The following is a 22,901-nucleotide window of genomic DNA, read 5'->3' on the forward strand; positions in this document are numbered from 1 at the left end:
TGACCTATCGTACCGGCTTGCGCACGCGCATGTGCATGAAGAGCGGCGCGATATAGGTGTCGGCGAGATAAGGCACGGCCTTGGCCGTCTGCGCATCGACGCCCGGCTCGTGCATGTGCTCGATCCGGAAGCCGGTCGCGACCAGGAGGTTGATCCAATAGCTCAGCGTGCGGTGGAAGCGCGGCACCCGGAACGGCTCGACCCTTGCCTTCTCCTCGTCCGGCGCGGCGCCGAAGCGCCAGCTCTCGATCTCGCCGTCGCCGACGCGGAAATACTCGCGCACCTCGATGCCGAGGACGTTTCCGGCCTCGTCGCGCATCACCTTGCGGCCGGGCGTGGCGAAGCAGGGATGCAGGATCGAGAACTGCAGGAAGCCGCTCGGCTTCAGCACTCGCTTGGCCTCTGCGAGCACGCGGTCCTGGTGCGGCATGTCCATCAGCGACATGAAGGCGGTGGCGAAATCGAACGAGGCATCGGCGAAAGGCAGCGCCATGCCGTCGGCGACGCGGTAGTCGATCCCGAGCGGGTTGGTGGCCTCGGCCTCCTGCGCGTGGCGGATGAAGGTCGGGGCGATGTCGATCGCCGTGATGCTGGCGCCGGCCTGCGCGAGCTTGCGCGTGTTCGAGCCTTCGCCGCAGCCGATGTCGAGGCCATCCAGCCCGTCGATATCGGGCAGGTTGGCGAAGAAGGCCGGGGTGTTCTGGGCGTCCCGGTAGAGGTCGTAGCCGGCGCGCGCATGCCGGGTCCAGGTTTCGGCATTGGCCTCCCAGCAGGCCGCGACCTCGCTCGCTTCCATGATCGTCCTCGCCGTTCGGGGGAGGGGGCTTCTAGCGGAGCCGCTCGCATTGCGCCAGCCTGTTCGCGAGGCCTGTCGCAATGAGCGATGACAGCCCGCTGAAACCGCTCGCCGGCAAGGTCTGCCTCGTCGCCGGCGCCTCGCGCGGACTCGGGCGCGGCATCGCCCGGGCGCTCGGCCAGGCCGGCGCCACCGTGATCGTCACCGGCCGCTCCAGCGAGGCCGGCCCACGCACCGACCAGCGCGCGGAGACCTTCGAGGACACCGCCCGCGAGGTCGAGGCGGCCGGCGGCCGCGGCGAGCCCTATCGCTGCGACCACACCAATGAGCGCGAGGTCGACCAGCTCGTCGCCTGGTCCCTGCGCCGTTTCGGCCGGCTCGATTGCGTCGTCGATGCGGTCTGGGGCGGCAATGAGGGCTATGACGGCGAGCGCTATCCGGACGGCTCGGCCTTCGGCGCGCCGTTCTGGCGCCGCCCGGTGGCGCGGCTCGGCCAGAGCTTCGAGAGCGGGGTCTACGCGCAATTGCTGCTGGCGCGTGCCGTCGCGCCCGCCATGGTGCAGATGCGCCAGGGCCTGATCGTCACGGTGAGCTTCGACACAGCTGGCGGCTATCTCGGCGATGTCTTCTACGACCTGTCCAAGGCGGCGATGAACCGGCTGACGCTGGCGATGGCGGAAGAACTCAAGCCTTACGGCGTCACCGCACTGGCGTTGTCGCCCGGCCATGTCCTGACGGAGCGCGTGCGTGATGCCGGCATGGCCGCCGAGACCACCGAGACGCCGCTCTATGCTGGCCGGGCGGTCGCGGCGTTGGTCGCCGATCCCGATGTTGCGCGCCATGCCGGGCAGGTGCTCCATGTCGCTGATCTGGCGCGCGCCTATGGCTTCACCGATGCGGACGGCAGCCAGCCGGACCGGTTCATCTTGCAGAATCAATAAGGGAGGAGACCTGCATGTCGCTCAAGGGCAAGACGCTCTTCATCACCGGCGGATCGCGCGGCATCGGCCTCGCCATCGCGATCAGAGCGGCGCGCGACGGCGCCAATGTCACCATCGCCGCCAAGACGGCCGAGCCGCATCCCAAGCTCGAAGGCACGATCTACACCGCCGCCGCCGAGATCGAGGCGGCCGGCGGCAAGTGCCTGCCATTGATGGTCGATGTCCGCGACGAGCAGAGCGTCGTCGAGGCGATCGCCAAGACGGCCGAGACCTTCGGCGGCCTCGACATCGTCGTGAACAATGCTAGCGCGATCTCGCTGACCAATACCCAGATGACCGACATGAAGCGCTTCGATCTGATGCACCAGATCAACACGCGCGGCACCTTCATGGTCTCGAAATACGCGATTCCGCATCTGGAGAAGGCGGAGAACCCGCACATCCTGATGCTGTCGCCGCCGCTCGACATGAAGACGCGCTGGTTTGCGCCGCACCTCGCCTACACCATGGCGAAGTATGGGATGAGCCTGTGTGTGCTCGGCCTTGCCGGCGAGCTGGCGCCGAAGGGCATCGCCGTCAACGCGCTTTGGCCGCGCACCACGGTCGCGACCGCTGCGGTCAAGAACCTCCTCGGCGGCGACAAGATGGTGCAGGCGAGCCGCACGCCGGAGATGCTGGCCGACGCCGCCTACATGGTCTTCAACAAGCCCTCGCGCAGCTTCTCGGGCAATTTCCTGATCGACGACAACTTCATGGCCGGCGAGGGCGTCACCGACTTCACGCCCTATCGGGTCGATCCGTCGGTGCCGCTGATGCCGGACTTCTTCGTGCCTGAGGAGATCAAGCCGCCGGAGGGCGTGAAGGGCGGCGTCTGAGCCTGCCGGAGCATTTTCGAGCGAAGTGGGTACCGGTTCGCGTGAAGAAAATGCGGCATATCAAAAGACTGTAGAATTTGCGCGCTTGGAGAGGCGCGCAAATTCTACAGGGGCTCAGAACTCCTCCCATTCGCGATCCCGCGCTCCGCCGTTCGCGACCTTGCGGGCGGACATCGGAATTGCGGGGGCGGGCTGTGCCTTCCGGGCCGGCGCGCGCGGTGCCGAGCGGGTTTCCGACATCGCGGCCGCGGCGAGGTTGCGCAGGCGCTCCGGCTCGCTAGTCGCATGTGCGCCTCCGGCGATGCGGAAGGACGCGACCAGCTGATCCAGGCTGTGGATCTGGTCGGCGAGCGAGGCGGCAGAGGCGGCGCTCTCCTCGGCCAGCGCCGCGTTCGCCTGGGTCATCTCGTCCATATGGGCGACGGTCTGGCTCATCTCGTCGATGCCGTTCGCCTGTTCGCCGGCCGCGGCCGAGATCTCGACGACGGTCGCCGCGACCTGCCGGGAGGCCGAGACGATCTGGTCGAGGACGGCGCCGGCCGAGCGGACCAGCTTGACACCTTCCTCGATCTCGCTGGTCGAGGACTGGATCAGGGTGGTGATGTCCTTCGAAGCTTCGCCCGAGCGCTGGGCGAGGGTGCGGACCTCCGAGGCGACCACGGCGAAGCCCTTGCCGGCATCGCCGGCGCGGGCGGCTTCCACGGCGGCGTTCAGCGCCAGCAGATTGGTCTGGAAGGCGATGCCGTCGATCACCGAGGTGATGTCGGTGATCTTGCGCGAGGCGGCCTCGATCCGTTCCATCGCCGCGACCGCGTCCTGGACGATCATGCCGCCGCGCTGGGCGACGCTCATTGCTTCGTCGGAGGCCGAGGCCGCAGACTTCGACGAACCGGCGCTCGCCTTGACCGAGGCGGCGAGCTCTTCGGTCGTCGCTGCGGTTTCCTCCAGTGAGGCGGCCTGCTCCTCGGTGCGCTTGGCGAGATCGTCGGCGCCTGCCTTGATCTCGCGGGCCGAGGCGGAGACCTGCGAGGTCGTCGCCTGGATGCCGCCGATCGTCTCCGAGAGGCGCTCGACCGTCTCGTTGACCGAGTGCTTCAGCTCGGCGAAGCGGCCCTGATAGCTCGTCGCGACGCGGCGGGTCAGATCGCCCTGCGAGACCGACGCCAGAATGTCGGCGAACTCGGTCGTGGCACCGTCGACCACGGCGTTGATCTGGTTGATGCCGTCGACCAGCTGCTGCATCTGGGCGTCGGCACTCTCCAGGCGCAGGCGCGCGCTGAAATCGCCCGCAGCCGCAGCCGCGACGACGGTGCCGACATCGCTGACCACGGCGACCATCGCTTCGGTCCGCGCCGCCCGTTCGGCCGCGGCGGCGCGCTCCTGCGCCTCCAGGGCCTGCACGCGCAGCCCGTTCTCCTTGAAGACCCGGACGGCGGCAGCCATGCCGCCGATCTCGTCGTTGCGGCCATTGTCCATGACCTCGGCCGAGAAGTCGCCCTGCGCCAGCTGCGTCATCGATGCGGTCAATGCCGTGATCGGGCGGGTCACGCGGCTCTGCACAAGCCAGAGCCCGATGAGCGCCAGCGCCAGCGCCGCCAGCAGGAGCAGGCCATAGGCGATGAGCGAGCGCATCGCCGCATCGGCCTTCGCATCGGCCACGTCCGACAAGACGTCGATGGCGCGGCTCGCCACGGCGCCGAGGGTCTCGGACGCCGCGACGATCTGGTCGCGCCATTGGTCGGGGTTGATAGACGGCTTGCGTCCGCCCGTCACGTTGGCGACGAGATCGGCCCGCGTCGCCTTGAAGGCGCCGCCGAAATAGGTGCTCTCGGCAGTGGCGAGCGCGTCCTTGAGCGTCTGCGGGGTGCTCGCCTGGCCGATGAGCTGCCTCACCACGCCCCAGGCGAACTCCATGCGCGCATCGTTGACGAGCACGGCACTGCTTTCCTTGGCGTCGAGCGGCCGGTCCTGGGCGACGGCTTTGTTGAGAACGATCGTCGACGAGCCACTCAGCGAGCGCGCCGCCCAGGCCATCGAGCGGACCGAGGTCAGGTTGGCGAAGCTGGGATCGAGCGCGAGGATACGCTCCTCCAGCGTCGCCGAGGCATTCTCCAGCGCGGTCAGGAACTTGCCGGTCTGGGCCATGCTGGCCCCGGCCAGTTCCTTCTCCCGCGACTCCAGCGGCAGCTTCCAGTTGCCGTCTACTTTCGCCCGCAAGGGCTTCAGTGCCGCAACATGGCCGTCGATCTCTTTCGAGACGGTCATGGCGATCTCGTAACCGTTGCTCCGGACGATTCCCTGAGCCGTGGCGATCGCATCGTCCAGGCGCTTGCGCCGCGTCAGCACGTCCTCGATCATCCCGCCGTTTTTCTCGGTCGGCATGGTCAGCGCGCTAGCGCCGTTGCCGCGCTCGTAGCGCAGGTTCTGCAGCGCCGCGAAATAGGCCTTGTTGAGATCGGCGAGAGTGGAGACCTCGACGGCCGTCTCGTGGCGTGTCCAGGCCTGCCAGAGCGCTTGCGTCGAGAGCGTCACGATCGCCGCGCTGGCAAGACCGAGGACGGTCAGGAGCATGGTCGTGATGCTGAGGTTTTTCGCGGCGTTGAGCATGATGGATCCGGAGGGGCGACAGATAAGTGCAGTATCCCATTCCGCGATTGATATTCTGCTAACCACCCTGCCGCGCCTGGACAGCCGCATGGGGCGAGTGAATAGCGTGTCTCGATCAGATATCGCCCGCGGCGCGTCATCGGTTTGACACTGCCGGACGTTTGGAGTTGGTGCAGTGCAAATCCGCAGCCCCGCTGCGCCCGATTCCGGATGATCCTGCCATGCTCCTGATCCACGGCATCTGCCAGACGAGCGGTGACAAGCTCGCCCATCGGACCCTCGCGGCCGAGGAGGAGATCCCGCCTGGGTCGATCTGGATCGACCTGCTGAACCCGACGCCGGGCGAGGATGCCAAGGTCGAGCGCCATCTCGGCATCTCGATCCCGACCAAGGAAGAGATGCATGATCTCGAACCGTCCGAGATCATCTATGCCGAGAGCGGCGCCCACTACATGACCTCGCGGATCATCTGTCACTCGGACACCAATGTTCCGCGCCTCGCCGACGTCACCTTCATCCTGACCGAGAAGGCGCTGGTGACCGTCCGTTATGACGAGCCGGGCGCCTTCAGCATCTTCCTCAACCGCGTCACCAAGCCAGGCGGCTGCGAGCTCGAGCCGGCCGGCGTCATCGAAGGGCTGATCGAGGCGGTCGTGGACCGCGCTGCCGAGGTGCTGCGCGGTGTCGGCGACCGTATCGATATGCGCTCGCGCCAGATCTTCGACGGCGACAGCGCCAATGTCGAACAGGGCCGGGTCTACCAGGCGGTGGTGCGCAAGATCGGCCAGTACGAGCACATCATCTCGAACGTGCGCGAGAGCATGGTCTCGATCGAGCGGGTGCTGCTTTACCTCTCGGCCAATTTCAAGCGCACCAAGAAGGCGGCGAGCGGCTTCAATCCGGAATGGCGCTCTGCGATCCGCGACGTCCAGGCGATCGAGGAGCACGCCACCTTCCTGTCGAACAAGCTCCAATTCATGCTGAATGCGACGCTCGGCCTGGTCAGCATCGAGCAGAACAAGATCATCAAGCTGTTCTCGGTCGTCGCCGTGGCACTGATGCCGCCGACCCTGATCGCCTCGATCTACGGGATGAACTTCAAGACGATGCCGGAGTTGGAATGGCAGCTCGGCTACCCGATGGCAGTCGGCATGATGGTTCTCTTCGCCGTGCTGCCCTATCTGTTCTTCCGCTGGAAAAAGTGGCTTTGATCGTGCCGGCGCGGCGCGCCTTCGGATAGCTTGCCTTACATGACGCTGCCGCAGATTCTGTCTTGTTCCCTGGTCGCCGCGATGATGGTGGCCTTCGTCTGGGGCAAGCTGCGCTATGATGTGGTCGCGCTTCTGGCCCTGCTGGCGGGTGTCGCGCTCGGCGTCGTGCCGGCCAAGGAGGCCTTCAAGGGCTTCTCCGACGATATTGTCATCATCGTCGCCAGCGCCCTGATCGTCAGCGCCGCCGTGGCGCGCTCGGGGCTGGTCGAGACCGCGCTCGCCCGCATCTCCCCGCTATTGCGCTCGACGCAGGCGCAGGTCGCGGTCCTCGTCTTCGTCGTCGCCGCCATGTCGGCGATCATCAAGAACATCGGCGCGCTCGCGATGATGCTGCCGATCGCCTATCAGCTCGCCCGCAAGGACGGGAAATCGCCCTCGGTCTTTCTGATGCCGATGGCCTTCGCCTCGCTGCTGGGCGGTATCGTCACGCTTGTCGGCACCTCGCCCAACGTGATCGTCGCGCGCGTGCGCCAGGAGCTCGGCGGCGAGCCCTTCGCCATGTTCGATTTCACCCCGGTCGGCATCGGCATTGCGCTCGCCGGCTGCGCCTTCCTCAGCGTCGCCTACCGGCTGTTGCCGAAGGACCGCCAGGGCTCGCGCTCGCTCGATCAAGCCGTAGACATCAAGGACTACGTCACCGAGGCGCGCATCCCAGAGAAGGGGCCGCTCGCCGGCAAGACAGTCGCCGATCTCAGGAAGCCGGGCGATGGCGAGGTCGAGGTCGTCGCGATCTTGCGCGATGGCGAGCGCCGCCGGGCGCCGCTGCCCGATGCCAGCTTGCGCGCCGGCGATATCCTGCTGCTGCGCGGCGAGCCCAAGGCGTTGGAGCGCGTTGTCGCCGCGGGCGAACTCGAGCTCACCGGTCAGCATCGCTCGACGCAGAAGGAAGGCTCGCTCGATCCCGCGCGCACCGGCGAGGCGATCGTCACGCAGGGCTCGCTGCTTGAGGGATTGAGCGCTGCCGAGATCGACCTGCATGCCCGCTTCCACATCAACCTGCTCGGCATCAGCCGCGCCGGCGAGCGCTTCACCGAACGCCTGCGCGACATTCGCCTGCGCGCCGGCGACGTCGTGCTGCTGCAGGGCGATGAGGACCTCTTGCCCGAGCGCCTGCGCGAGCTCGGCTTGCTGCCGCTGGCGGCGCGCAGCCTCGCTTTGGGCAGCACGCGTCGCCGCTTCGTCACCGGGACAATCGTCGCCGCGACGGTCATCGTCGTCGCGCTCGGGCTGCTGCCGGTGGCGATCGCCTTCTTCGCCGCTGCGGTGCTCCTGCTGGTGACGCGCGCCCTGACGCTGCGCGACGCCTATGACTCGGTCGAGGCGCCGATCCTGGTGATGCTGGCGGCGCTGATCCCGGTCAGCGACAGCCTGCGCGTCACCGGCGCGACCGACGTCTTCGCAGGGTTGCTCGCTCAGGTCGGCGCCGGGCTGCCGGGCTGGGGGGCGGTGGGATTGATGCTGGTCGCCGCCATGGCGGTGACGCCCTTCCTCAACAACGCCGCGACCGTGCTGGTGATGGCGCCGATCGGCGCCGGCTTCGCCAAGACGCTGGGCTACAATCCCGACGCCTTCCTGATGGCGGTGGCGATCGGCGCGGCCTGCGACTTCCTCACCCCGATCGGACACCAGTGCAACACGCTGGTGATGGGGCCGGGCGGTTATCGCTTCGGCGACTATGCGCGGCTCGGCGCGCCCTTGTCGCTTCTGGTCATCCTGCTCGCCGTGCCGCTGATCCTGTTCTTCTGGCCGCTGCGCTGAGCTTGAGGCATCGGTGGGGGCTTCGTTCGTCGTGGAGAAAATAATTCTCCGCAGAGCGATTCCATAGAGAACGTTCCTATCGTCAGGGTGGCGCAAAAGGGATGTGCCTGGCTTCCCGCAAGTTGCCGCAGCGCCTATATCTCAGGCAGATAGTTTCAGCCGCATTGCGGCCATCGACGAGTTCTTGCCATGACCACAGTGACGTCCCGAGCCGGCGCGGCGACCGCCGGCGCCAAGCCGTTCTATGCGAATTTCGGCTTCCAGGTTCTGGCGGCCATGGTGATCGGGCTCTTGCTCGGGTGGATCGCGCGCAATATCGGCCCCGATGCGGCCGGCCAGCCGAACTGGCTGACTGTCACGCTCCAGACGACCGGCTCGATCTTCGTGCAGCTGCTGCAGGCGCTGGTGCCGCCGCTGATCTTCACCGCGATCGTCGCCTCGATCAGCAATCTCCGGCAGCTCTCCAACGCCGCCGCGCTGGTCTGGCAGACGCTGCTCTGGTTCGCGCTCACCGCCTTCATCGCGGTGCTGATCGGCATCGCGCTCGGCCTGATCATCCAGCCCGGCATCAATTCCGGCGCGATCGCCGCCAGCGCCAAGGCGCCGGGTACGGTCGGCTCCTGGCTCGACTTCCTGAAGGGGCTGGTGCCCGCCAACATGCTCGGCCTGCAGGCCTCGACCCGGATCGATGGTGGTGCGGCGACGACGCGGCTCGGCTTCAACGTGCTGCAGCTCCTCGTCATCTCGATCGTCGTCGGCGTCGCGGCGCTGAAGGTCGGCGAGCGCGCCAATGCCTTCCTGTCCTTCAACGAGTCGCTGCTGGCGATCACGCGCAAGATCCTGTGGTGGGTGATCCGCCTGACGCCGATCGGCACCATCGGCCTGCTCGGCAATGCCGTCGCGCAATATGGCTGGCAGACGCTGCAGCAGCTCTCCTGGTACGCCTTCGCGATCTATCTCGGCCTCGCCATCGTGCTGCTGATCGTCTACCCGGCGCTGCTCGTCCTGCACGGGCTCTCGCCGCTGCGCTTCTTCGCCGGAGCCTGGCCGGCGATCCAGCTCGCCTTCGTCTCGCGCTCCTCGGTCGGCACCTTGCCGGTGACCGAGGCCGTGACCGAGAAGAGCCTCGGCGTGCCCCGCGAATACGCCGCCTTCGCCGTGCCGCTCGGCGCCACCACCAAGATGGATGGCTGCGCCGCGATCTATCCGGCGATCTCGGCGATCTTCGTCGCGCAGTTCTACGGCGTCCCGCTCGGCATCCAGGAATACGTGCTGATCGCCTTCGTCTCGGTGATCGGCTCGGCCGCGACCGCGGGACTGACCGGCGCGACGGTGATGCTGACGCTGACCCTGTCGACGCTCGGCCTGCCGCTCGCCGGCGTCGGCCTGCTGCTCGCCATCGATCCGATCCTCGACATGGGCCGCACCGCCGTGAATGTCGCGGGTCAGGCGCTGGTGCCGACCATCGTCGCCAAGCGGCAGGGCATGCTCGACCAGGCGCAATATGACCGCGCCGGCGACATCGAGGCGATCGAGGCCGGCGCGCAGGCGGCCTGATATCGCCAGCTATAGGCTGGTTGCGGGGAGCCGCTCCAGCCTGTCGCCGATCGCGATCGTTCCGCCTTCGATCACCCGCGCCGTGATGCCGCCATGGCCGCGCACGGCATTGTAGCCGCCCGGACCGAAGGCCTCTTCCATCCGCGAGCAGGGATGGCATTCGCCTGTCCATGCGAGGAGGGCGCTGCCGAGACGGAAGTGATGGTCCTTCAAGGCCGCGAGGTTGATGCCTTCGACGACGATGTTGCGGCGCAACTGGTCCGGGGCGACCAGGTCCAGCCCGAGATGGCTGGCGATCGCGCCCAGATGCTCCCGCTGGATCAGCGTGACCTGCCGCGAACCGCTCCGGCCGTTGTAGCGGTCGCCAAGGAGGCCTTGCCCCGCATCGGCGACGGCCGTTTCGACGCTGGTCATCGCGGCGCGTCGTGCCGGTCTCAGCCCGATCCAGGCGACGCGGCCGGGCCGGATCGGTGCATTCAGGAGTTCGGAAAGAAGCGAACCGGGACGCGGCTGCACGGCGTTTAGGCCATCACCTTGGCGAGCACATCCTTCAAGCCGCCATCGCGCTCCAGCCAGCCGGGCACCGGAAGGTTCTTCGAGCGCAGGAACTCCGGGTTGAACAGCTTCGACTGATAGCGCGTGCCGTAGTCGCAGAGGATGGTCACGATGGTGTGGCCGGGACCCATCTCCTTCGCCAGCCGGAGCGCGCCGGCGACGTTGATGCCGGAGGAGCCGCCGAGGCACAGGCCCTCTTCCTCCAGCAGCTGGAAGCAAAGCGGGATCGCTTCCTCGTCCGGAATCTGGAAGGCGACGTCGATCGGCGCGCCCTCGATGTTTTTGGTGATCCGTCCCTGGCCGATGCCCTCGGTGATCGAAGAGCCCTCGGCCTTGAGCTCGCCGCTGGTGTAGTAGGCGTAGAGCGCCGCGCCCATCGGGTCGGCGAGGGCGATCCTAATCTTCGGGTTGTAGCCCTTCAGCGCGATCGCGACGCCGGCGAGCGTCCCGCCGGTGCCGACGGCGCTGACGAAGCCGTCGACCTTGCCCTGCGTCTGCTGCCAGATCTCCGGGCCGGTGGTCTCGATATGGCCCTGGCGATTGGCGACATTGTCGAACTGGTTGGCCCAGATCGCGCCATTCGGTTCGGTCCGCGCCAGCTCCTCGGCGAGGCGGCCGGAGACCTTCACGTAATTGTTCGGATTGACGTAGCCGACGGCCGGCACCTCGACCAGGGTCGCGCCGGCGAGCCGCAGCATGTCCTTCTTTTCCTGGCTCTGCGTCTCCGGGATGACGATCACCGAGCGATAGCCGAGCGCATTACCGACCAGCGCGAGGCCGATGCCGGTATTGCCGGCGGTGCCCTCGACGATGACGCCGCCGGGGCGGAGTGCGCCGCTCTTCTCGGCATCGCGGATGATGGCGAGCGCGGCGCGGTCCTTGACCGACTGGCCGGGGTTCATGAACTCGGCCTTGCCGAGGATCTCGCAGCCGGTTTCCTGCGAGGCGCGCTTCAGTTTGATCATGGGGGTGTTGCCGATCGCTTCGACGACGCCGTTGCGGATAGTCATGTCAGGCAACTCCAGCCATTTCCCTGTCGCTCGGCACCTGATAGGCCAAACCCGCAATCACGTCACGATCTGGAAGCGCATGTCCGCCCTCGCCATGAATGAAACGCTCACGATCGCGCGACTCGGCCAGCGCGGCGACGGCGTCGCCGAGACCGCGCAGGGCCAGGTCTTCGTGCCCTTTGCGCTGCCGGGCGAGAGCGTGCGTACGGTGCGCGATGGCGATCGGGCGCAGGTCGTGGAAATTCTAACACCCTCCGCCTCGCGCATTGCCGCGATCTGCCCGCTCTTCACCCGCTGCGGCGGCTGTGCCGCGCAGCATATGGGCGAGGGGCTCTATGCCGAGTGGAAGCGCCAGCAGGTGGTGACGGCGCTCTCGCGCACCAGGCTGGAGACCGAGGTCGCTCCCATGGTCGATGCTCATGGTGAGGGCCGTCGGCGCGTCACCTTCCATGCCCGCCGCGAGCACGATGGCATGCGCGTCGGTTTCATGGTGGCAGGGACCCACGATCTGATCGAAGTCGATACCTGCCCGGTGCTGGCGCCGGGGCTGGAGCGCGCGCCGATCGTGGCGCAGCACCTTGCCAACCGCCTGCGCGCCTCGAACAAGCCGCTCGACATCCAATTGACCGCTTCTGAAGCTGGCCTCGACGTCGACATTCGCGGCCATGGACCAGCCGGTGACAGCCTGCGCCGGCAGCTCACCGAGGCGGCCGAGCGGCTCGACCTCGCCCGCCTCTCAATGCATGGCGAGGTCATCGTCGAACGGCGCGCGCCCTTCCAGCTGATGGGCAAGGCGGCGGTGACGCCGGCGCCCGGCGGCTTCCTGCAGGCGACCGCCGAGGGCGAGGCGACCTTGTCACGCCTGGTGCTGGAAGCGATCCCCAAGGCGAAGCGCGTCGCCGATCTCTTCGCCGGCTGCGGCCCGTTCAGCGTGCGGCTCGCCGAGAAGGCGCAGGTGTCCGCCTTCGAGAGCGACAAGGCCGCGGTCCAGGCGCTGAGCCGGGCCGCCAACCATACGCAAGGCCTGAAGCCGGTTGCGGTCGAAGCGCGCGACCTCTTCCGCCGGCCGCTGCTGGAGCATGAACTTAATCTGTTTGACGCCGTCGTGCTCGATCCGCCGCGCGCCGGCGCGGAGGCGCAGGTCAAGCGGCTCGCGGCCTCGAAGGTCCCTGTCGTGGCCTATGTCTCATGCGATGCCGGCAGCTTCGCCCGCGATGCGGCGCTTTTGGTCGCAGGCGGCTATGCGCTGGAGCGCGTGACGCCGGTCGACCAGTTCCGCTATTCCGCCCACATCGAACTCGTCGGCGTCTTCCGCAAGACCGCCGGCCGCAAGTGATCAGGTCTCCGGAGGCAGGATGAGCGCGTCTACCATCGAAGCTCTGGCCGGCATCGTCGGCGCCAGGAACGTCATCACCGACGCCGACGCGATGGTGCCTTTTCTCAAGGAACCGCGCGGTCTCTTTCACGGCAAGGCGCAGGCGGTGGTGCGGCCGGGCTCGGTCGCCGAGGTCTCGGCCGTGATGAAATGGGCGAGCGAGACCGGCGCGACGGTCGTGCCGCAGGGCGGCAATACCGGCATGGTCGGCGGCCAGGTCCCGGTCGCCGAGGGCCGCGAGATCATCCTGTCGCTGCAGCGGCTCGACAGGATCCGCTCGGTCGATGCCGCTGGCAACACCATGACCGTCGAAGCCGGCGTCATCCTGCAGAAGGCGCAGGAGGCGGCCGAGGCCGCCGGGCGGCTCCTCCCGCTCTCGCTGGCTTCGGAAGGCTCCTGCACGGTCGGCGGCAATCTCTCGTCCAATGCCGGCGGCACCGCTGTGATCGCCTATGGCAATGCCCGCGAGCTCTGCCTCGGCCTCGAGGTCGTCCTCGCCGATGGCCGGATCTGGAACGGCCTGCGCCAGCTCCGCAAGGACAACACCGGATACGACCTCAAGAACCTCTTCATCGGCTCGGAAGGCACGCTCGGCATCATCACTGCCGCGGTGCTGAAGCTCTTCCCGCTGCCGGCGGCGCGCGCCACCGCCTTCCTTGCCGTGCCCGATCCGGAGGCTGCGCTTTCGCTGCTCAACAAGGCCAAGGCCAGCGCCGGCGGCACGCTCACCACCTTCGAGATCATGCCGCGCATCGGCCTCGACTTCGTCGTCCGCCACGCCAGCGGTGCGCGCGATCCGCTCTCGGAGGCGTCGCCCTGGTATGTGCTGATGGAAGTCTGCGCCCAGGCCGAGACCGGACTCACCGACGCGGTCGAGGCTTTCCTCGGCGAAGCCTTGGAAGAGGGGCTGGTCACCGACGCCGTGCTCGCCGGCTCGCTCGGCCAGCGCGCCGATCTCTGGAAGCTGCGCGAGATGCTCTCGGAGGTGCAGACCCATGAGGGTGGCTCGATCAAGCACGACGTCTCCGTGCCGCTCCAGGCGACGCCGGAATTCCTCAAGCGCGCCATCGCCGCGGTCGAGGAGATGGTGCCGGGCTGCCGGCCGGTGCCGTTCGGCCATCTCGGCGACGGCAACATCCATTTCAACGTCAGCCAGCCGGTCGGCGCCGACAAGGCCGCCTATCTCGCCGGCTGGGACGCGATGAACGAGGCAGTGCATGCCATCGTCACCGAGCTCAAGGGCTCGATCTCGGCCGAGCACGGCATCGGCCGGCTCAAGCGCTCGCTGCTGCCGGGCGTCAAGGACCCGGTCGAGCTCGATTTGATGCGGACGGTGAAGGCGGCGCTCGACCCCAAGGGCGTGCTCAATCCCGGCGCGGTGCTGTGAACGGCCGTTCACATCCTATGCGCGAGATGTCATGGAGTTGACGTCTTAAAAGGTCTAAAACTTTAAGACGTTCGGCGTGGCAAAATCGCTCTGGGGTTGTGCTCTGTCGTTCGCCGGCGGCTGGCGACGGCCAGTGACTTTGCGCGAGCCAAGGTAGTCATCTGACATCGCAGTGAAGCAACGGGTCACCTTGCCGTGCGCCCGCATGCTGTCGCGCGCGCTGAGCAGGTCGCCGGGGGAAAGCTTCACGCTCGCTGGAACCGTCGAAACCTACTCGGCGGCCGGCGACACATCTCAGACAACCGGGGGGATGTCATGCCGGATTCCGAGACCGATCTTCACGCGCAGATGCTGGGCGGGCCGTTCGATACGTTGTCGCGGCGGGTCGGCACTCTCCTGCGGAATCGAGTTACGGGCCTGGCGGCGGCAACGCGCGGCTATTCGACCTATCGGTCGCTGTTGCTGCCGCCATTGATCCGGCCCGAGAGTTTGGCTGATGTCGCGAAGTGCATTGCGACGATCGAGAGCTACATCGACAAGAGCGGCGCGTTGCGCACCGCTAATCCGACGCGGTTGAATCTGGCGATACAGCCCGAATTCGGCTGGAACGGCTACCAGGAGAATGTCAGTCGGGACGGCGATCTGGCGCACGTGGTTCGCTTCTACAACGCAAGCCGCCCGCTCCAAGCCGATTTCTGGCAGGCGGTCAAAGCCGGCTATGCCGACCTCGCAAAAAGGCTGCCGGCGGGCTGGCTGCTCAATACGGCCGCCGCCATCGACACCGGCCGAGTTGTGGCGGATGGCCCGCAAAAGGGTCTGAAGATCGGGGAGAACCGCGGCTTCGCCATCATGAGTGGGGCGACGGGTAGTCCCGAAGGGCTCGAATACGGCAAGTACAATCCCAGCAAGATCGACGGCTGGGTCACCGATCAGATGATGGTGCAGCCGGTCGGAACACCCGAGCCCACGATCCTGTCGGTTGCCGACGTCACCGGGCGCCGTGGCGGACCCGTGACCATCGGCTTCGCGATCTGCAAGGATTTCACCGAAAAGGTGTTCCCGATGAAGCCGGACCTCCTGATCGTGCCGGCTGCTGGCGGCAGCCCGGTCGTCAGACCGGGAGCTGAGGGCAGCCAGGTCATTATCTGCGACGCGCTCCACAACCGCTTCTTCGACGGCCAGCCGCTGGGCGATGATCTCACGGCGGCCTATACGCCCGCCGCAGTTGCCAAATATCCTTATCTCGCCAGCGTCTATCGGTCGCTGAATGGCGGGGGCTCGATGGCCGACGTGCTGCGCTCGGGCGTGACGTTGGTTTCCGGCATCAGCCCGGCCGCAGCCGAGCAGACCATGCTGGCATTGCAGAGGAACGCCGCCGAGACCATCGAGGTCGAGAAGGGGGTCAAGGTCGTTCTGACCGAGGAGCGCTCGATCCCGGTCCAGGCCAACGACGCGCAGATCACGGCGACCGCCGCCAAGACCGATGCGGGCACAGCCAACATCATCGATCCCGCCGGCACTGCGGCCGATCCTGCCAAGGAGGATCCCGCTGCCAATCCGTTCTTCGATGGCGAGGGGCCGGGCGAACTCGACGCAGCCGGCCCGCCCGCCACATCTCCGGCCGCGGCCGATATCGGGAAGGCGGTGCCGATCGCCCGCTTCGGCGCTCTCGCCGGCCGGCTGGCGGGCTACCTGCCGGCCGTCGCGGCGGCCAACCCGTCACAAGCCGACCCGCAGCATTTCGTGCTCAACGGCGACGGTCTGTCATCGCTCGGCGACGCCGAGACGGCGTGCCTGAAGCAGGCCTACGACGCCGGCAAGTCCATCACCCTCCTGCACCCGGCGAGCACGGACGTCATCGCCGCGACGTTCGCGTTCCTGCACGGCTCCGCACAGCCCTGTCCCTGTGCTGATCCTATCGAGATCATCGATGCCTGGATGATCCAGCGTGACCGCAATGGCGGTTTCCGCCAGACGACGCTCGCCGTGCCGATGCGGCAGGTGGAGGCGTCCGCACCCGTCGCCACCAGGGCCCTCGTCGCCGCGCCCGCGCTCGGCGCCACGCCGGCGAAGAACGCGGGCTGGGAGCGCGACGATTCGGAGGCCGGCAACACCCATCAGTCCGGCCAACTGATGGCGGCGCTGCGAGATGCCGAAACCCGGAGTCTGACGGAGGACACCAAACCTGCCCCTGCTGTACGGGCAAGGTTGCTTGGTGCCTCGGTCGACCCGGTCGATTTCATCAAGGAGGTGCAGAACGTCTGCGACGTGTTCACGCAGTCGCATACGGTCGACGGCCAAGGCGAGCCCACCACCTATACGGTCACCAACATCGCCATCCCCGTGTCCTGCCTCGACAACGACAACAAGCTCTGGGACTATTACTATCTGGCACATCAGGCGGTGTTCAGCTGCGGCGGCTATCCAGCCGCGACCATGGACTGGTACGATTTCAATGTCTGGACCGAGCAGTCGGGCGTGACTCCGGTCGTGATCGTAAGCAGCCCGCAGACCACGGAAGGCCAGACCACGACCACCAGCAGTACGAGCTTGACTGTCGGCGGCAATCTCGGCTTCTTCGGCGACACTGCGACCGGTGGTATGAGTGTCTCCGGTACCTGGAGCAAGTCTACGAGCTACTCCTCACCGGACGTCCTGACCGAGAACAAGTCCGATGCGTCGCATGTGATGTGGACGTATTACTTGTCGAACGATATCTCGCATACGACCTTCCAGCCTTATATGCAGGAGGTCTTCCGGTTCGATCGTTCGCCGGAAGCAAAGCAGGCCAACAGCCCGTTCAAGACGCTGGCCAAGATCGTCCCGCACGACAATCACAACGGCATCTGGATCGAGCATTGGTTCAACGCGCCGGTCCCGCCTGCGCCACAATGATCGCGGCTAGAGCATTTTCGGGCGAAGTGGGCACCGGTTCGCGTGAAGAAAATGTGATAAAACAAGAAGCTAGAGCATTTTCGCGATTCGGAGAAACGTGGAAATGCTCTAGCTGACGTTATGGTCCCGGCGGCCTGGCTTCACGGCGTCGCGACATAGCCGTCGCGGCGCGGATCGCAGGCGCCGGTAAGACGCCCGGTCGCCGGATCGCGCGACACCGCCTGCATGCCGCCGACGCGCATGGTCCAGCCGCCTTCATTGGCGAAGATGCCGTGGCCACGCTCGACTAGCGCCGCGATTGTCCCGGCTGGAATGCGGTTCTCGACTTCGACCTCGCAGCCGTCCCAGAGCCGGGCGCGCGGCGCCTCGATCGCGTCCTGCAGCGGCAGGTCGAAATCGACATGCTGGACCATGGCCTGCACCTGCGTCTGCAGGATGCCGTAGCTGCCGGGTGTGCCGAGCGCGAGCACCGGCGCGCCGTCCTTGGTCGAGAGCGTCGGCGACATGCACATCGGCAGTTCCGAGCCGGGCAGCGAGCGGTTCGGACTGCCGGGCTGGACGTCGGCCCAGTAGAGGAAGTTGTTCAGGCAGAGCCCGGTGCCCGGCACGACGACGCCGCTGCCGAACGGGCTGCCGATGCTCTGCGTCACGCAGATCAGGTTGCCCTCGCGATCGGCGATCGAGAAGGAGGTGGTGTGGCCGGGGTCTTCGCCCACGGGCGCCTGCGGCATCCATTGCTCGGTCGGGCCGTCGATCGGCTTGCCGTCGCGCACCCGCGCCCGCAAACGCTCGACGAAGGCGTCGGAGAGGATTTCGGCGAGCTTCTCCGGTTTGGGATTGTTGTTGTTGATCCGGACCCCGGCGGCGAGGCGGATGGCGCGATAGACGATGTCGAGATGCTCCGTGCCGTTGCGCTCCAGCTTGCCGAGGTCTAAGCCGTCGAGGATGCGCAAAGTCAGCAGGAACTGGAAGCCCTCGCAGGCCGGCGGAGGCACGTGCACCTGCCGGCCGCGATAGGTGGCGGCGAGCGGCTCGCGCCAGCGCGGCGTGACCCTGGCGAGATCGGCCATGGTCAGCGTGCCGCCCTGGGCCTTGAGATGGTTGGTGATCGTCTCGCCGAGCGCGCCCTGATAGAGATGGTCCGGCCCCTTGGCGGCGATGTCGCGCAAGGTCGCCGCCAGTTCCGGTTGGCGCAGGATCTGGCCTAGCGCGACGCCCGTCCCGCCGTCGCGCAGATAGTTTCGCGCCCAGTTCTCGTAGAGATCGGGCCGTTCGCGCAGCAGTGGCGCCTGCTCGTTGAATTCGATCACGCCGAACTCCGCGATCGGGAAGCCGTCCTGTGCGAGCGCGATCGCCGGCGCGAAGATCTGCTCCAGCGAAAGGCGGCCATAGGCGCGGTTGAGCTCGCACCAGCCGGCGAGATTGCCGGGCGGAGCGACTGCAAGCGCCCCGCGCTCGAGCTCGGAGCGCTGCGTGAAGCGTTCGAGCGGGAAGCTCTCCGGCACGGGCGGCACGAAATCGAGCACGCGGACGCGTTTCTCGGCAGCGACCCACATGATCGCCGACCCCATGCCGGCAAGGCTCGACATGAACGGCTCGACCACGTTGAGTGCGGACGCGACCGCGCCGACCGCATCGAAGACATTGCCACCCCGGCTGAGGATGCGCGCGCCGGCCTGCGCTGCCAGCGGGTGGGCAGCGGCGACCATGCCGTGCAGGGAGCTCATCGTCGGGCGGCGGCCATCCATATCGTGCGTTCCCACTGTTGGTCTCGTTTGGAACCAGAGTAAGCGCGCGGCTATGGCCAGCGCTAGAACAGGCTGCCCTGTGCATCGTCGGGGCCGCCCCGACGGGAACGCATGGCGGTCTTAGGAGCAGGTGCCGGTTCCGAAGCTGGGTCGAACGGCTCCTGTACCTCCGGGCCGTCATTGGCGACCTTGTTCACGCCTGCGCCGAGCCGGAACATCTCGAAGAAATCGTCTGGCGGCGGGCGCATCAGGCTCTGCACGGTCGCAGGCTCCGCCGAAGGATCGAGCCAGGCGTCGAATGCCTCTGGCGGCACGACGACCGGCGAGCGGTGATGGATCGCCGCCATTTGCCCGTTCGCCGGGCCAGTGACGATCGCGACCGTGTCGATCTCGGAGCCATCCTGGCTGTGCCAGGTCTCCCACAGCGCCGCGAAGGCGAAGAGGCTGCGATCCGGCCTGCGGAAGAGATAGGGCCTGTTCTCCTGCTGGCGGCCCTCGCCGAGGCGGTGCCATTCATAGAAGCCGTCGGCCGGCATCAGGCAGCGCCGGCGGGTGAGGGCGGCGCGGAAGGACGGTTTTTCGCTGGCGCTCTCGCTGCGGACATTGATGACCAGAGGGTAGTCCTTGGGATCCTTGACCCAGCCGGGAATGAAGCCCCAGCGCATCAGGATGAACTGGCGCCGGCCCTCGTCGAGACGCACCACCGGCACCGGCTGCGTCGGCGCGATATTGTAGCGCGGCGGGAAGTTCGGCTGCTCGCGATAGGCGAAGGCTTCGCGCATCGCCTCCGGCGGCAGGGTAACGGCATAGCGACCACACATCGTCCGTTGTGTTCCGCCTTATCGTGACCGGATCAAGACTTTGTTTGCGGTTGGCACAGCATAGTCGCGGTGCTTCCGGGGCCTCTTCATGTCTGCTTCCGCCACCGAGACATCACCGACTGCGGTGAGCGGAGCTGCTCCGCAACTCTCGACCGACTACCTCAACCGGCACAGCGAGGCGCTGATGCTGCTGGAGATGGTGCCGATCGACCGCGAGATCGTCGGCGACCTCAAGGCCTGGCGCGCCCTCGGCTATGTCGAACACTTCGCTGGCTCGCCGTTGCGCTGTGCAGGCGAGGCCATGGCGGCCTATCGCGGGCTCGATCAGAGCCATGCCCGCAGCTTCGATGCGCTCTGCGCCGCCATGGACCGCCTGATCTACACGGCGACGGCGCTGCTCGACGAGATGCCGGCGGAGGAGGATCCGGGGCTGATCGTCGACGTCGCCAGCCTGTCGCTGCGCCGCCTGATCGCCCGCGCCACCGCCTTCATCAACGCCAATGGCCAGGGCGAGGCGGCCTATATCGATCCAAATGCGGTACAGGCCGATATCGACGCCGTGATGGCGAGCTAAGCCGTTCGCTCGCCGCCAAGCAGGAATTCGCGGTTGCCGTCGCCGCCCTCGATCGGCGAGGGGATGAGTCCTGCAATGGCGAAGCCGAGGCCGGCGGCAGCGTCTGCGATCTCTGTGCAGATCTGTTGCTGCAGTGCTTCGTCGCGCAGCACGCCCTTCTTCAGCGCCGAGCGCTTCGTCTCGAATTGCGGCTTCACCAGCGCGATCAGCCGCGCTTGTGGCGCGAGCAATGTCGCCACCGCGGGCAGCACCAGCTTCAGCGAGATGAAGCTGACGTCGATCACGGCGAGCGTTGGCGCCTCGCCGAACAGGCCGGGGTCGAGCGTGCGGATGTCCTGGCTTTCCAGACTGGTCAGGCGGGGATGACCTTTGAGGCTCTCGTGCAATTGCGCCTGGCCGACATCGATGGCGTAAACATGCGCCGCGCCGCGCCGGAGCAGCACATCGCTGAAGCCGCCCGTGGAGGCGCCGACATCGAGGCAAGTCAGTCCCTGCGAGTCGAAGCCGAAGGCATCGAGCGCCGCGGCGAGCTTCACTCCGCCGCGCGAGACATAAGGATGCGCCGCCTGCGCCTCGATCGACGCGGTATCCGGAACCGTCTCCGAGGCTTTGCGCAGCACGACTCCATCGGCGCTGACCAGGCCGGCGGCGATCGCCGCCTGCGCCCGCGCGCGGCTTTCGAACAGGCCGCGCTCGACCAGCAGCAGGTCGGCCCGGACCCGGCGTGGCAGGCCGGCGGTCATGGTTCAGGCGCGGCGGATGGCGCTGGCGGGGCCGAGCGCCTTCTCGACGGTGCGCACGATGCCGGCGGCGTCGAGGCCGGCCTCGGCATACATCGCCTCGGGCTTGTTGTGGTCCTGGAAGATGTCGGGCAGCACCAGGCTGCGGATCTTCAGCCCGCGATCGAGCACGCCCTCGCGCGCCAGCAATTGCAGGACGTGGCTGCCGAAGCCGCCGACCGAGCCTTCCTCGACCGTGACCAGCACCTCGTGCTCGCGGGCGAGGCGCAGGATCAGCTCCTCGTCGAGCGGCTTGGCGAAGCGGGCGTCGGCGACCGTGGTCGAGAGCCCGCGCTGGCCGAGTTGCTCGGCGGCGGAAAGGCATTCGGCGAGACGCGTGCCGAGCGAAAGCAGCGCGATTTGCGTGCCCTGCCTGACGATCCGGCCCTTGCCGATCTCGAGCGGCACGCCGTGCTGGGGCATCTCGACGCCGACGCCTTCGCCGCGCGGATAGCGGAAGGCGATCGGCCCGTCGTCATAGGCCGCGGCGGTCGCGACCATATGGGTGAGCTCGGCTTCGTCCGCCGCCGCCATCACCACCATGTCGGGCAGGCAGGCGAGATAGGCGACGTCGAAGGCGCCGGCATGGGTCGCACCATCGGCGCCGACCAGCCCGGCCCGGTCGAGCGCGAAGCGCACCGGCAGCTTCTGGATGGCGACGTCGTGCACGACCTGGTCATAGGCGCGCTGCAGGAAGGTCGAGTAGATCGCGCAGAACGGCTTGAAGCCCTCGGTGGCGAGGCCGGCCGCGAAGGTCACCGCATGCTGCTCGGCGATGCCGACATCGAAGGTGCGGCCCGGAAACTCCTTGCCGAAGGCGTCGAGCCCGGTGCCTGACGGCATGGCGGCGGTGACGGCGACGATCTTCTCGTCCTCGCGCGCCGCCTTGATCAGGGCGTTGGCGAAGACATTGGTATAGCTCGGCGCATTCGCCGGCGCCTTGGCCTGCTGGCCGGTGACCGGGTCGAACTTGACCACGCCATGGTACTTGTCGGCGCTCGCTTCAGCCGGGGCATAGCCCTTGCCCTTCTGCGTCACGACATGGACGAGGATCGGCCCCGTCTCGGCGTCGCGCACATTGCGCAGCACCGGCAGCAGATGGTCGAGATTGTGACCGTCGATCGGACCGACATAGTAGAAGCCGAGCTCCTCGAACAGGGTGCCGCCGGTCCAGAAGCCGCGGGCATATTCCTCGGTGCGCTTCGCCTTCTCGTGGAAGAAGCGCGGCAGCCTCTCGGCCAGGTACTTGGCGATCTCGCGCAGCGAACGATAGGTCCGGCCGGAGACGAGGCGGGCGAGATAGGCCGACATCGCTCCGACCGGCGGGGCGATCGACATGTCGTTGTCGTTGAGGATGACGATCAGCCGCGAGCCGGTCGCGCCGGCATTGTTCATCGCCTCATAGGCCATGCCGGCCGACATGGCGCCGTCGCCGATCACGGCGATGACGTTGTTTGTCCCGCCGGCGAGATCGCGCCCGACCGCCATGCCGAGCCCGGCCGAGATCGAGGTCGAGGAATGGGCGGCGCCGAACGGGTCGTATTCGCTCTCCGCCCGTCTGGTGAAGCCCGAGAGGCCGCCCGGCTGGCGCAGCGTGCGGATCTCCGAACGGCGGCCGGTCAGGATCTTGTGCGGATAGGCCTGGTGGCCGACATCCCAGATCACCCGGTCGCGCGGCGTGTCGAAGACATGGTGAAGGGCGACGGTGAGTTCGACCACGCCGAGGCCGGCGCCGAGATGGCCGCCGGTGACGGAGACGGCGTCGATCGTCTCGGCCCGGAGCTCGTCGGCGAGCTGGCGCAACTGCGTGTCGTCGAGCCGGCGCAATGCGGCCGGATCGGGCACCTTGTCGAGAAGAGGCGTGTTGGGGCGAGGCACGAGGCTGTCGGATCCTTCGCTGGGATGATCTGGAAATAGAGCCTGCGTGGCGCGCTGGCAAACCGGAGTTGGAA

At 67.3% G+C, this 22,901-nt stretch carries 17 protein-coding genes; 9 read left to right on the plus strand and 8 right to left on the minus strand.

The features are described from left to right. Window positions 1–4: 4 nt before the first annotated feature. The gene (locus BMZ69_RS18785) at window positions 5–796 is read right to left on the minus strand and encodes a class I SAM-dependent methyltransferase (protein WP_092159386.1); all 792 of its coding nucleotides are present in this window, start codon (window positions 794–796) and stop codon (window positions 5–7) included. A gap of 80 nt (window positions 797–876) precedes the next feature. Between BMZ69_RS18785 and BMZ69_RS18790 the strand changes: the two genes are divergently transcribed. Both BMZ69_RS18790 and BMZ69_RS18795 read left to right on the plus strand, forming a co-directional pair. Next, entirely contained in the window at window positions 877–1,737 is an 861-nt protein-coding gene (locus BMZ69_RS18790; protein ID WP_175506866.1) for an SDR family NAD(P)-dependent oxidoreductase, read from the plus strand. A 14-nt stretch (window positions 1,738–1,751) separates the two neighbouring features. Then, window positions 1,752–2,612: an SDR family oxidoreductase gene (locus tag BMZ69_RS18795; protein ID WP_092159387.1), complete on the plus strand. Its 861-nt coding sequence runs from the start codon at window positions 1,752–1,754 to the stop codon at window positions 2,610–2,612. Window positions 2,613–2,726: 114 nt separating this feature from the next. Here BMZ69_RS18795 and BMZ69_RS18800 read toward each other — a convergent pair whose 3' ends face one another. Next, window positions 2,727–5,219, minus strand: a complete 2,493-nt coding sequence (locus tag BMZ69_RS18800; protein WP_175506867.1) for a methyl-accepting chemotaxis protein — start codon at window positions 5,217–5,219, stop codon at window positions 2,727–2,729. 221 nt (window positions 5,220–5,440) lie between these two features. Between BMZ69_RS18800 and BMZ69_RS18805 the strand changes: the two genes are divergently transcribed. From BMZ69_RS18805 to BMZ69_RS18815, 3 genes are all read left to right on the plus strand, one after another. Further along, window positions 5,441–6,430 carry a magnesium transporter CorA family protein gene (locus BMZ69_RS18805; RefSeq protein ID WP_092159389.1) on the plus strand — a complete coding sequence of 330 codons (990 nt, stop codon included), beginning with the start codon at window positions 5,441–5,443 and terminating at the stop codon, window positions 6,428–6,430. 39 nt (window positions 6,431–6,469) lie between these two features. Next, window positions 6,470–8,248 (plus strand): SLC13 family permease, encoded by a 1,779-nt coding sequence (locus BMZ69_RS18810; RefSeq protein WP_092159390.1) that lies wholly within the window; start codon window positions 6,470–6,472, stop codon window positions 8,246–8,248. 189 nt (window positions 8,249–8,437) lie between these two features. Continuing rightward, complete coding sequence (locus tag BMZ69_RS18815; RefSeq protein WP_092159395.1) at window positions 8,438–9,805, plus strand: dicarboxylate/amino acid:cation symporter; 1,368 nt, start codon at window positions 8,438–8,440, stop codon at window positions 9,803–9,805. 9 nt (window positions 9,806–9,814) lie between these two features. Here the strand turns inward: BMZ69_RS18815 and BMZ69_RS18820 are convergent, their stop codons facing one another. Further along, window positions 9,815–10,219, minus strand: coding sequence for an MOSC domain-containing protein (locus tag BMZ69_RS18820; protein ID WP_210188047.1), 405 nt, complete (start codon window positions 10,217–10,219; stop codon window positions 9,815–9,817). Between the two features lie 107 nt (window positions 10,220–10,326). Continuing rightward, window positions 10,327–11,370 carry a cysteine synthase A gene (locus BMZ69_RS18825; RefSeq protein ID WP_092159399.1) on the minus strand — a complete coding sequence of 348 codons (1,044 nt, stop codon included), beginning with the start codon at window positions 11,368–11,370 and terminating at the stop codon, window positions 10,327–10,329. Window positions 11,371–11,449: 79 nt separating this feature from the next. Here BMZ69_RS18825 and BMZ69_RS18830 point away from each other — a divergent pair, with 79 nt between their 5' ends. The 3 genes from BMZ69_RS18830 (at window position 11,450) to BMZ69_RS18840 (ending at window position 17,027) form a co-directional block, all read left to right on the plus strand. Next, window positions 11,450–12,706, plus strand: coding sequence for a class I SAM-dependent RNA methyltransferase (locus tag BMZ69_RS18830; protein ID WP_175506868.1), 1,257 nt, complete (start codon window positions 11,450–11,452; stop codon window positions 12,704–12,706). 19 nt (window positions 12,707–12,725) lie between these two features. Beyond that, entirely contained in the window at window positions 12,726–14,132 is a 1,407-nt protein-coding gene (locus tag BMZ69_RS18835; protein WP_092159401.1) for an FAD-binding oxidoreductase, read from the plus strand. A 315-nt stretch (window positions 14,133–14,447) separates the two neighbouring features. Beyond that, window positions 14,448–17,027, plus strand: a complete 2,580-nt coding sequence (locus BMZ69_RS18840; protein ID WP_092159403.1) for a leukocidin family pore-forming toxin — start codon at window positions 14,448–14,450, stop codon at window positions 17,025–17,027. A gap of 140 nt (window positions 17,028–17,167) precedes the next feature. Here BMZ69_RS18840 and BMZ69_RS18845 read toward each other — a convergent pair whose 3' ends face one another. Next, window positions 17,168–18,790 carry a gamma-glutamyltransferase family protein gene (locus tag BMZ69_RS18845; protein WP_210188048.1) on the minus strand — a complete coding sequence of 541 codons (1,623 nt, stop codon included), beginning with the start codon at window positions 18,788–18,790 and terminating at the stop codon, window positions 17,168–17,170. A gap of 47 nt (window positions 18,791–18,837) precedes the next feature. Beyond that, entirely contained in the window at window positions 18,838–19,596 is a 759-nt protein-coding gene (locus tag BMZ69_RS18850) for an SOS response-associated peptidase (protein ID WP_092159407.1), read from the minus strand. An 88-nt stretch (window positions 19,597–19,684) separates the two neighbouring features. Between BMZ69_RS18850 and BMZ69_RS18855 the strand changes: the two genes are divergently transcribed. Beyond that, complete coding sequence (locus BMZ69_RS18855; RefSeq protein ID WP_139219090.1) at window positions 19,685–20,170, plus strand: hypothetical protein; 486 nt, start codon at window positions 19,685–19,687, stop codon at window positions 20,168–20,170. On the opposite strand, the gene BMZ69_RS18860 is transcribed toward BMZ69_RS18855, so the two are convergent. Next, window positions 20,167–20,913, minus strand: a complete 747-nt coding sequence (locus BMZ69_RS18860; RefSeq protein WP_092159411.1) for a TlyA family RNA methyltransferase — start codon at window positions 20,911–20,913, stop codon at window positions 20,167–20,169. The genes BMZ69_RS18855 and BMZ69_RS18860 overlap by 4 nt on opposite strands. Before the next feature lie 3 nt (window positions 20,914–20,916). Continuing rightward, complete coding sequence (gene dxs / locus BMZ69_RS18865; RefSeq protein WP_092159413.1) at window positions 20,917–22,827, minus strand: 1-deoxy-D-xylulose-5-phosphate synthase; 1,911 nt, start codon at window positions 22,825–22,827, stop codon at window positions 20,917–20,919. Between the last annotated feature and the right edge of the window lie 74 nt (window positions 22,828–22,901).

Origin of the sequence: Allobosea sp. CRIB-10 (genome assembly GCF_900112185.1) — a bacterium.
GTDB lineage: Bacteria > Pseudomonadota > Alphaproteobacteria > Rhizobiales > Beijerinckiaceae > Allobosea.

Excerpts from the sequence above, each read along its gene's own strand:
- BMZ69_RS18785 (WP_092159386.1), bottom strand. The coding sequence starts at position 796 with ATGGAAGCGAGCGAGGTCGCGGCCTGCTGGGAGGCCAATGCCGAAACC.
- BMZ69_RS18790 (WP_175506866.1), top strand. The coding sequence starts at position 877 with ATGAGCGATGACAGCCCGCTGAAACCGCTCGCCGGCAAGGTCTGCCTC.
- BMZ69_RS18795 (WP_092159387.1), top strand. The coding sequence starts at position 1,752 with ATGTCGCTCAAGGGCAAGACGCTCTTCATCACCGGCGGATCGCGCGGC.
- BMZ69_RS18800 (WP_175506867.1), bottom strand. The coding sequence starts at position 5,219 with ATGCTCAACGCCGCGAAAAACCTCAGCATCACGACCATGCTCCTGACC.
- BMZ69_RS18805 (WP_092159389.1), top strand. The coding sequence starts at position 5,441 with ATGCTCCTGATCCACGGCATCTGCCAGACGAGCGGTGACAAGCTCGCC.
- BMZ69_RS18810 (WP_092159390.1), top strand. The coding sequence starts at position 6,470 with ATGACGCTGCCGCAGATTCTGTCTTGTTCCCTGGTCGCCGCGATGATG.
- BMZ69_RS18815 (WP_092159395.1), top strand. The coding sequence starts at position 8,438 with ATGACCACAGTGACGTCCCGAGCCGGCGCGGCGACCGCCGGCGCCAAG.
- BMZ69_RS18820 (WP_210188047.1), bottom strand. The coding sequence starts at position 10,219 with ATGACCAGCGTCGAAACGGCCGTCGCCGATGCGGGGCAAGGCCTCCTT.
- BMZ69_RS18825 (WP_092159399.1), bottom strand. The coding sequence starts at position 11,370 with ATGACTATCCGCAACGGCGTCGTCGAAGCGATCGGCAACACCCCCATG.
- BMZ69_RS18830 (WP_175506868.1), top strand. The coding sequence starts at position 11,450 with ATGTCCGCCCTCGCCATGAATGAAACGCTCACGATCGCGCGACTCGGC.
- BMZ69_RS18835 (WP_092159401.1), top strand. The coding sequence starts at position 12,726 with ATGAGCGCGTCTACCATCGAAGCTCTGGCCGGCATCGTCGGCGCCAGG.
- BMZ69_RS18840 (WP_092159403.1), top strand. The coding sequence starts at position 14,448 with ATGCCGGATTCCGAGACCGATCTTCACGCGCAGATGCTGGGCGGGCCG.
- BMZ69_RS18850 (WP_092159407.1), bottom strand. The coding sequence starts at position 19,596 with ATGTGTGGTCGCTATGCCGTTACCCTGCCGCCGGAGGCGATGCGCGAA.
- BMZ69_RS18855 (WP_139219090.1), top strand. The coding sequence starts at position 19,685 with ATGTCTGCTTCCGCCACCGAGACATCACCGACTGCGGTGAGCGGAGCT.
- BMZ69_RS18860 (WP_092159411.1), bottom strand. The coding sequence starts at position 20,913 with ATGACCGCCGGCCTGCCACGCCGGGTCCGGGCCGACCTGCTGCTGGTC.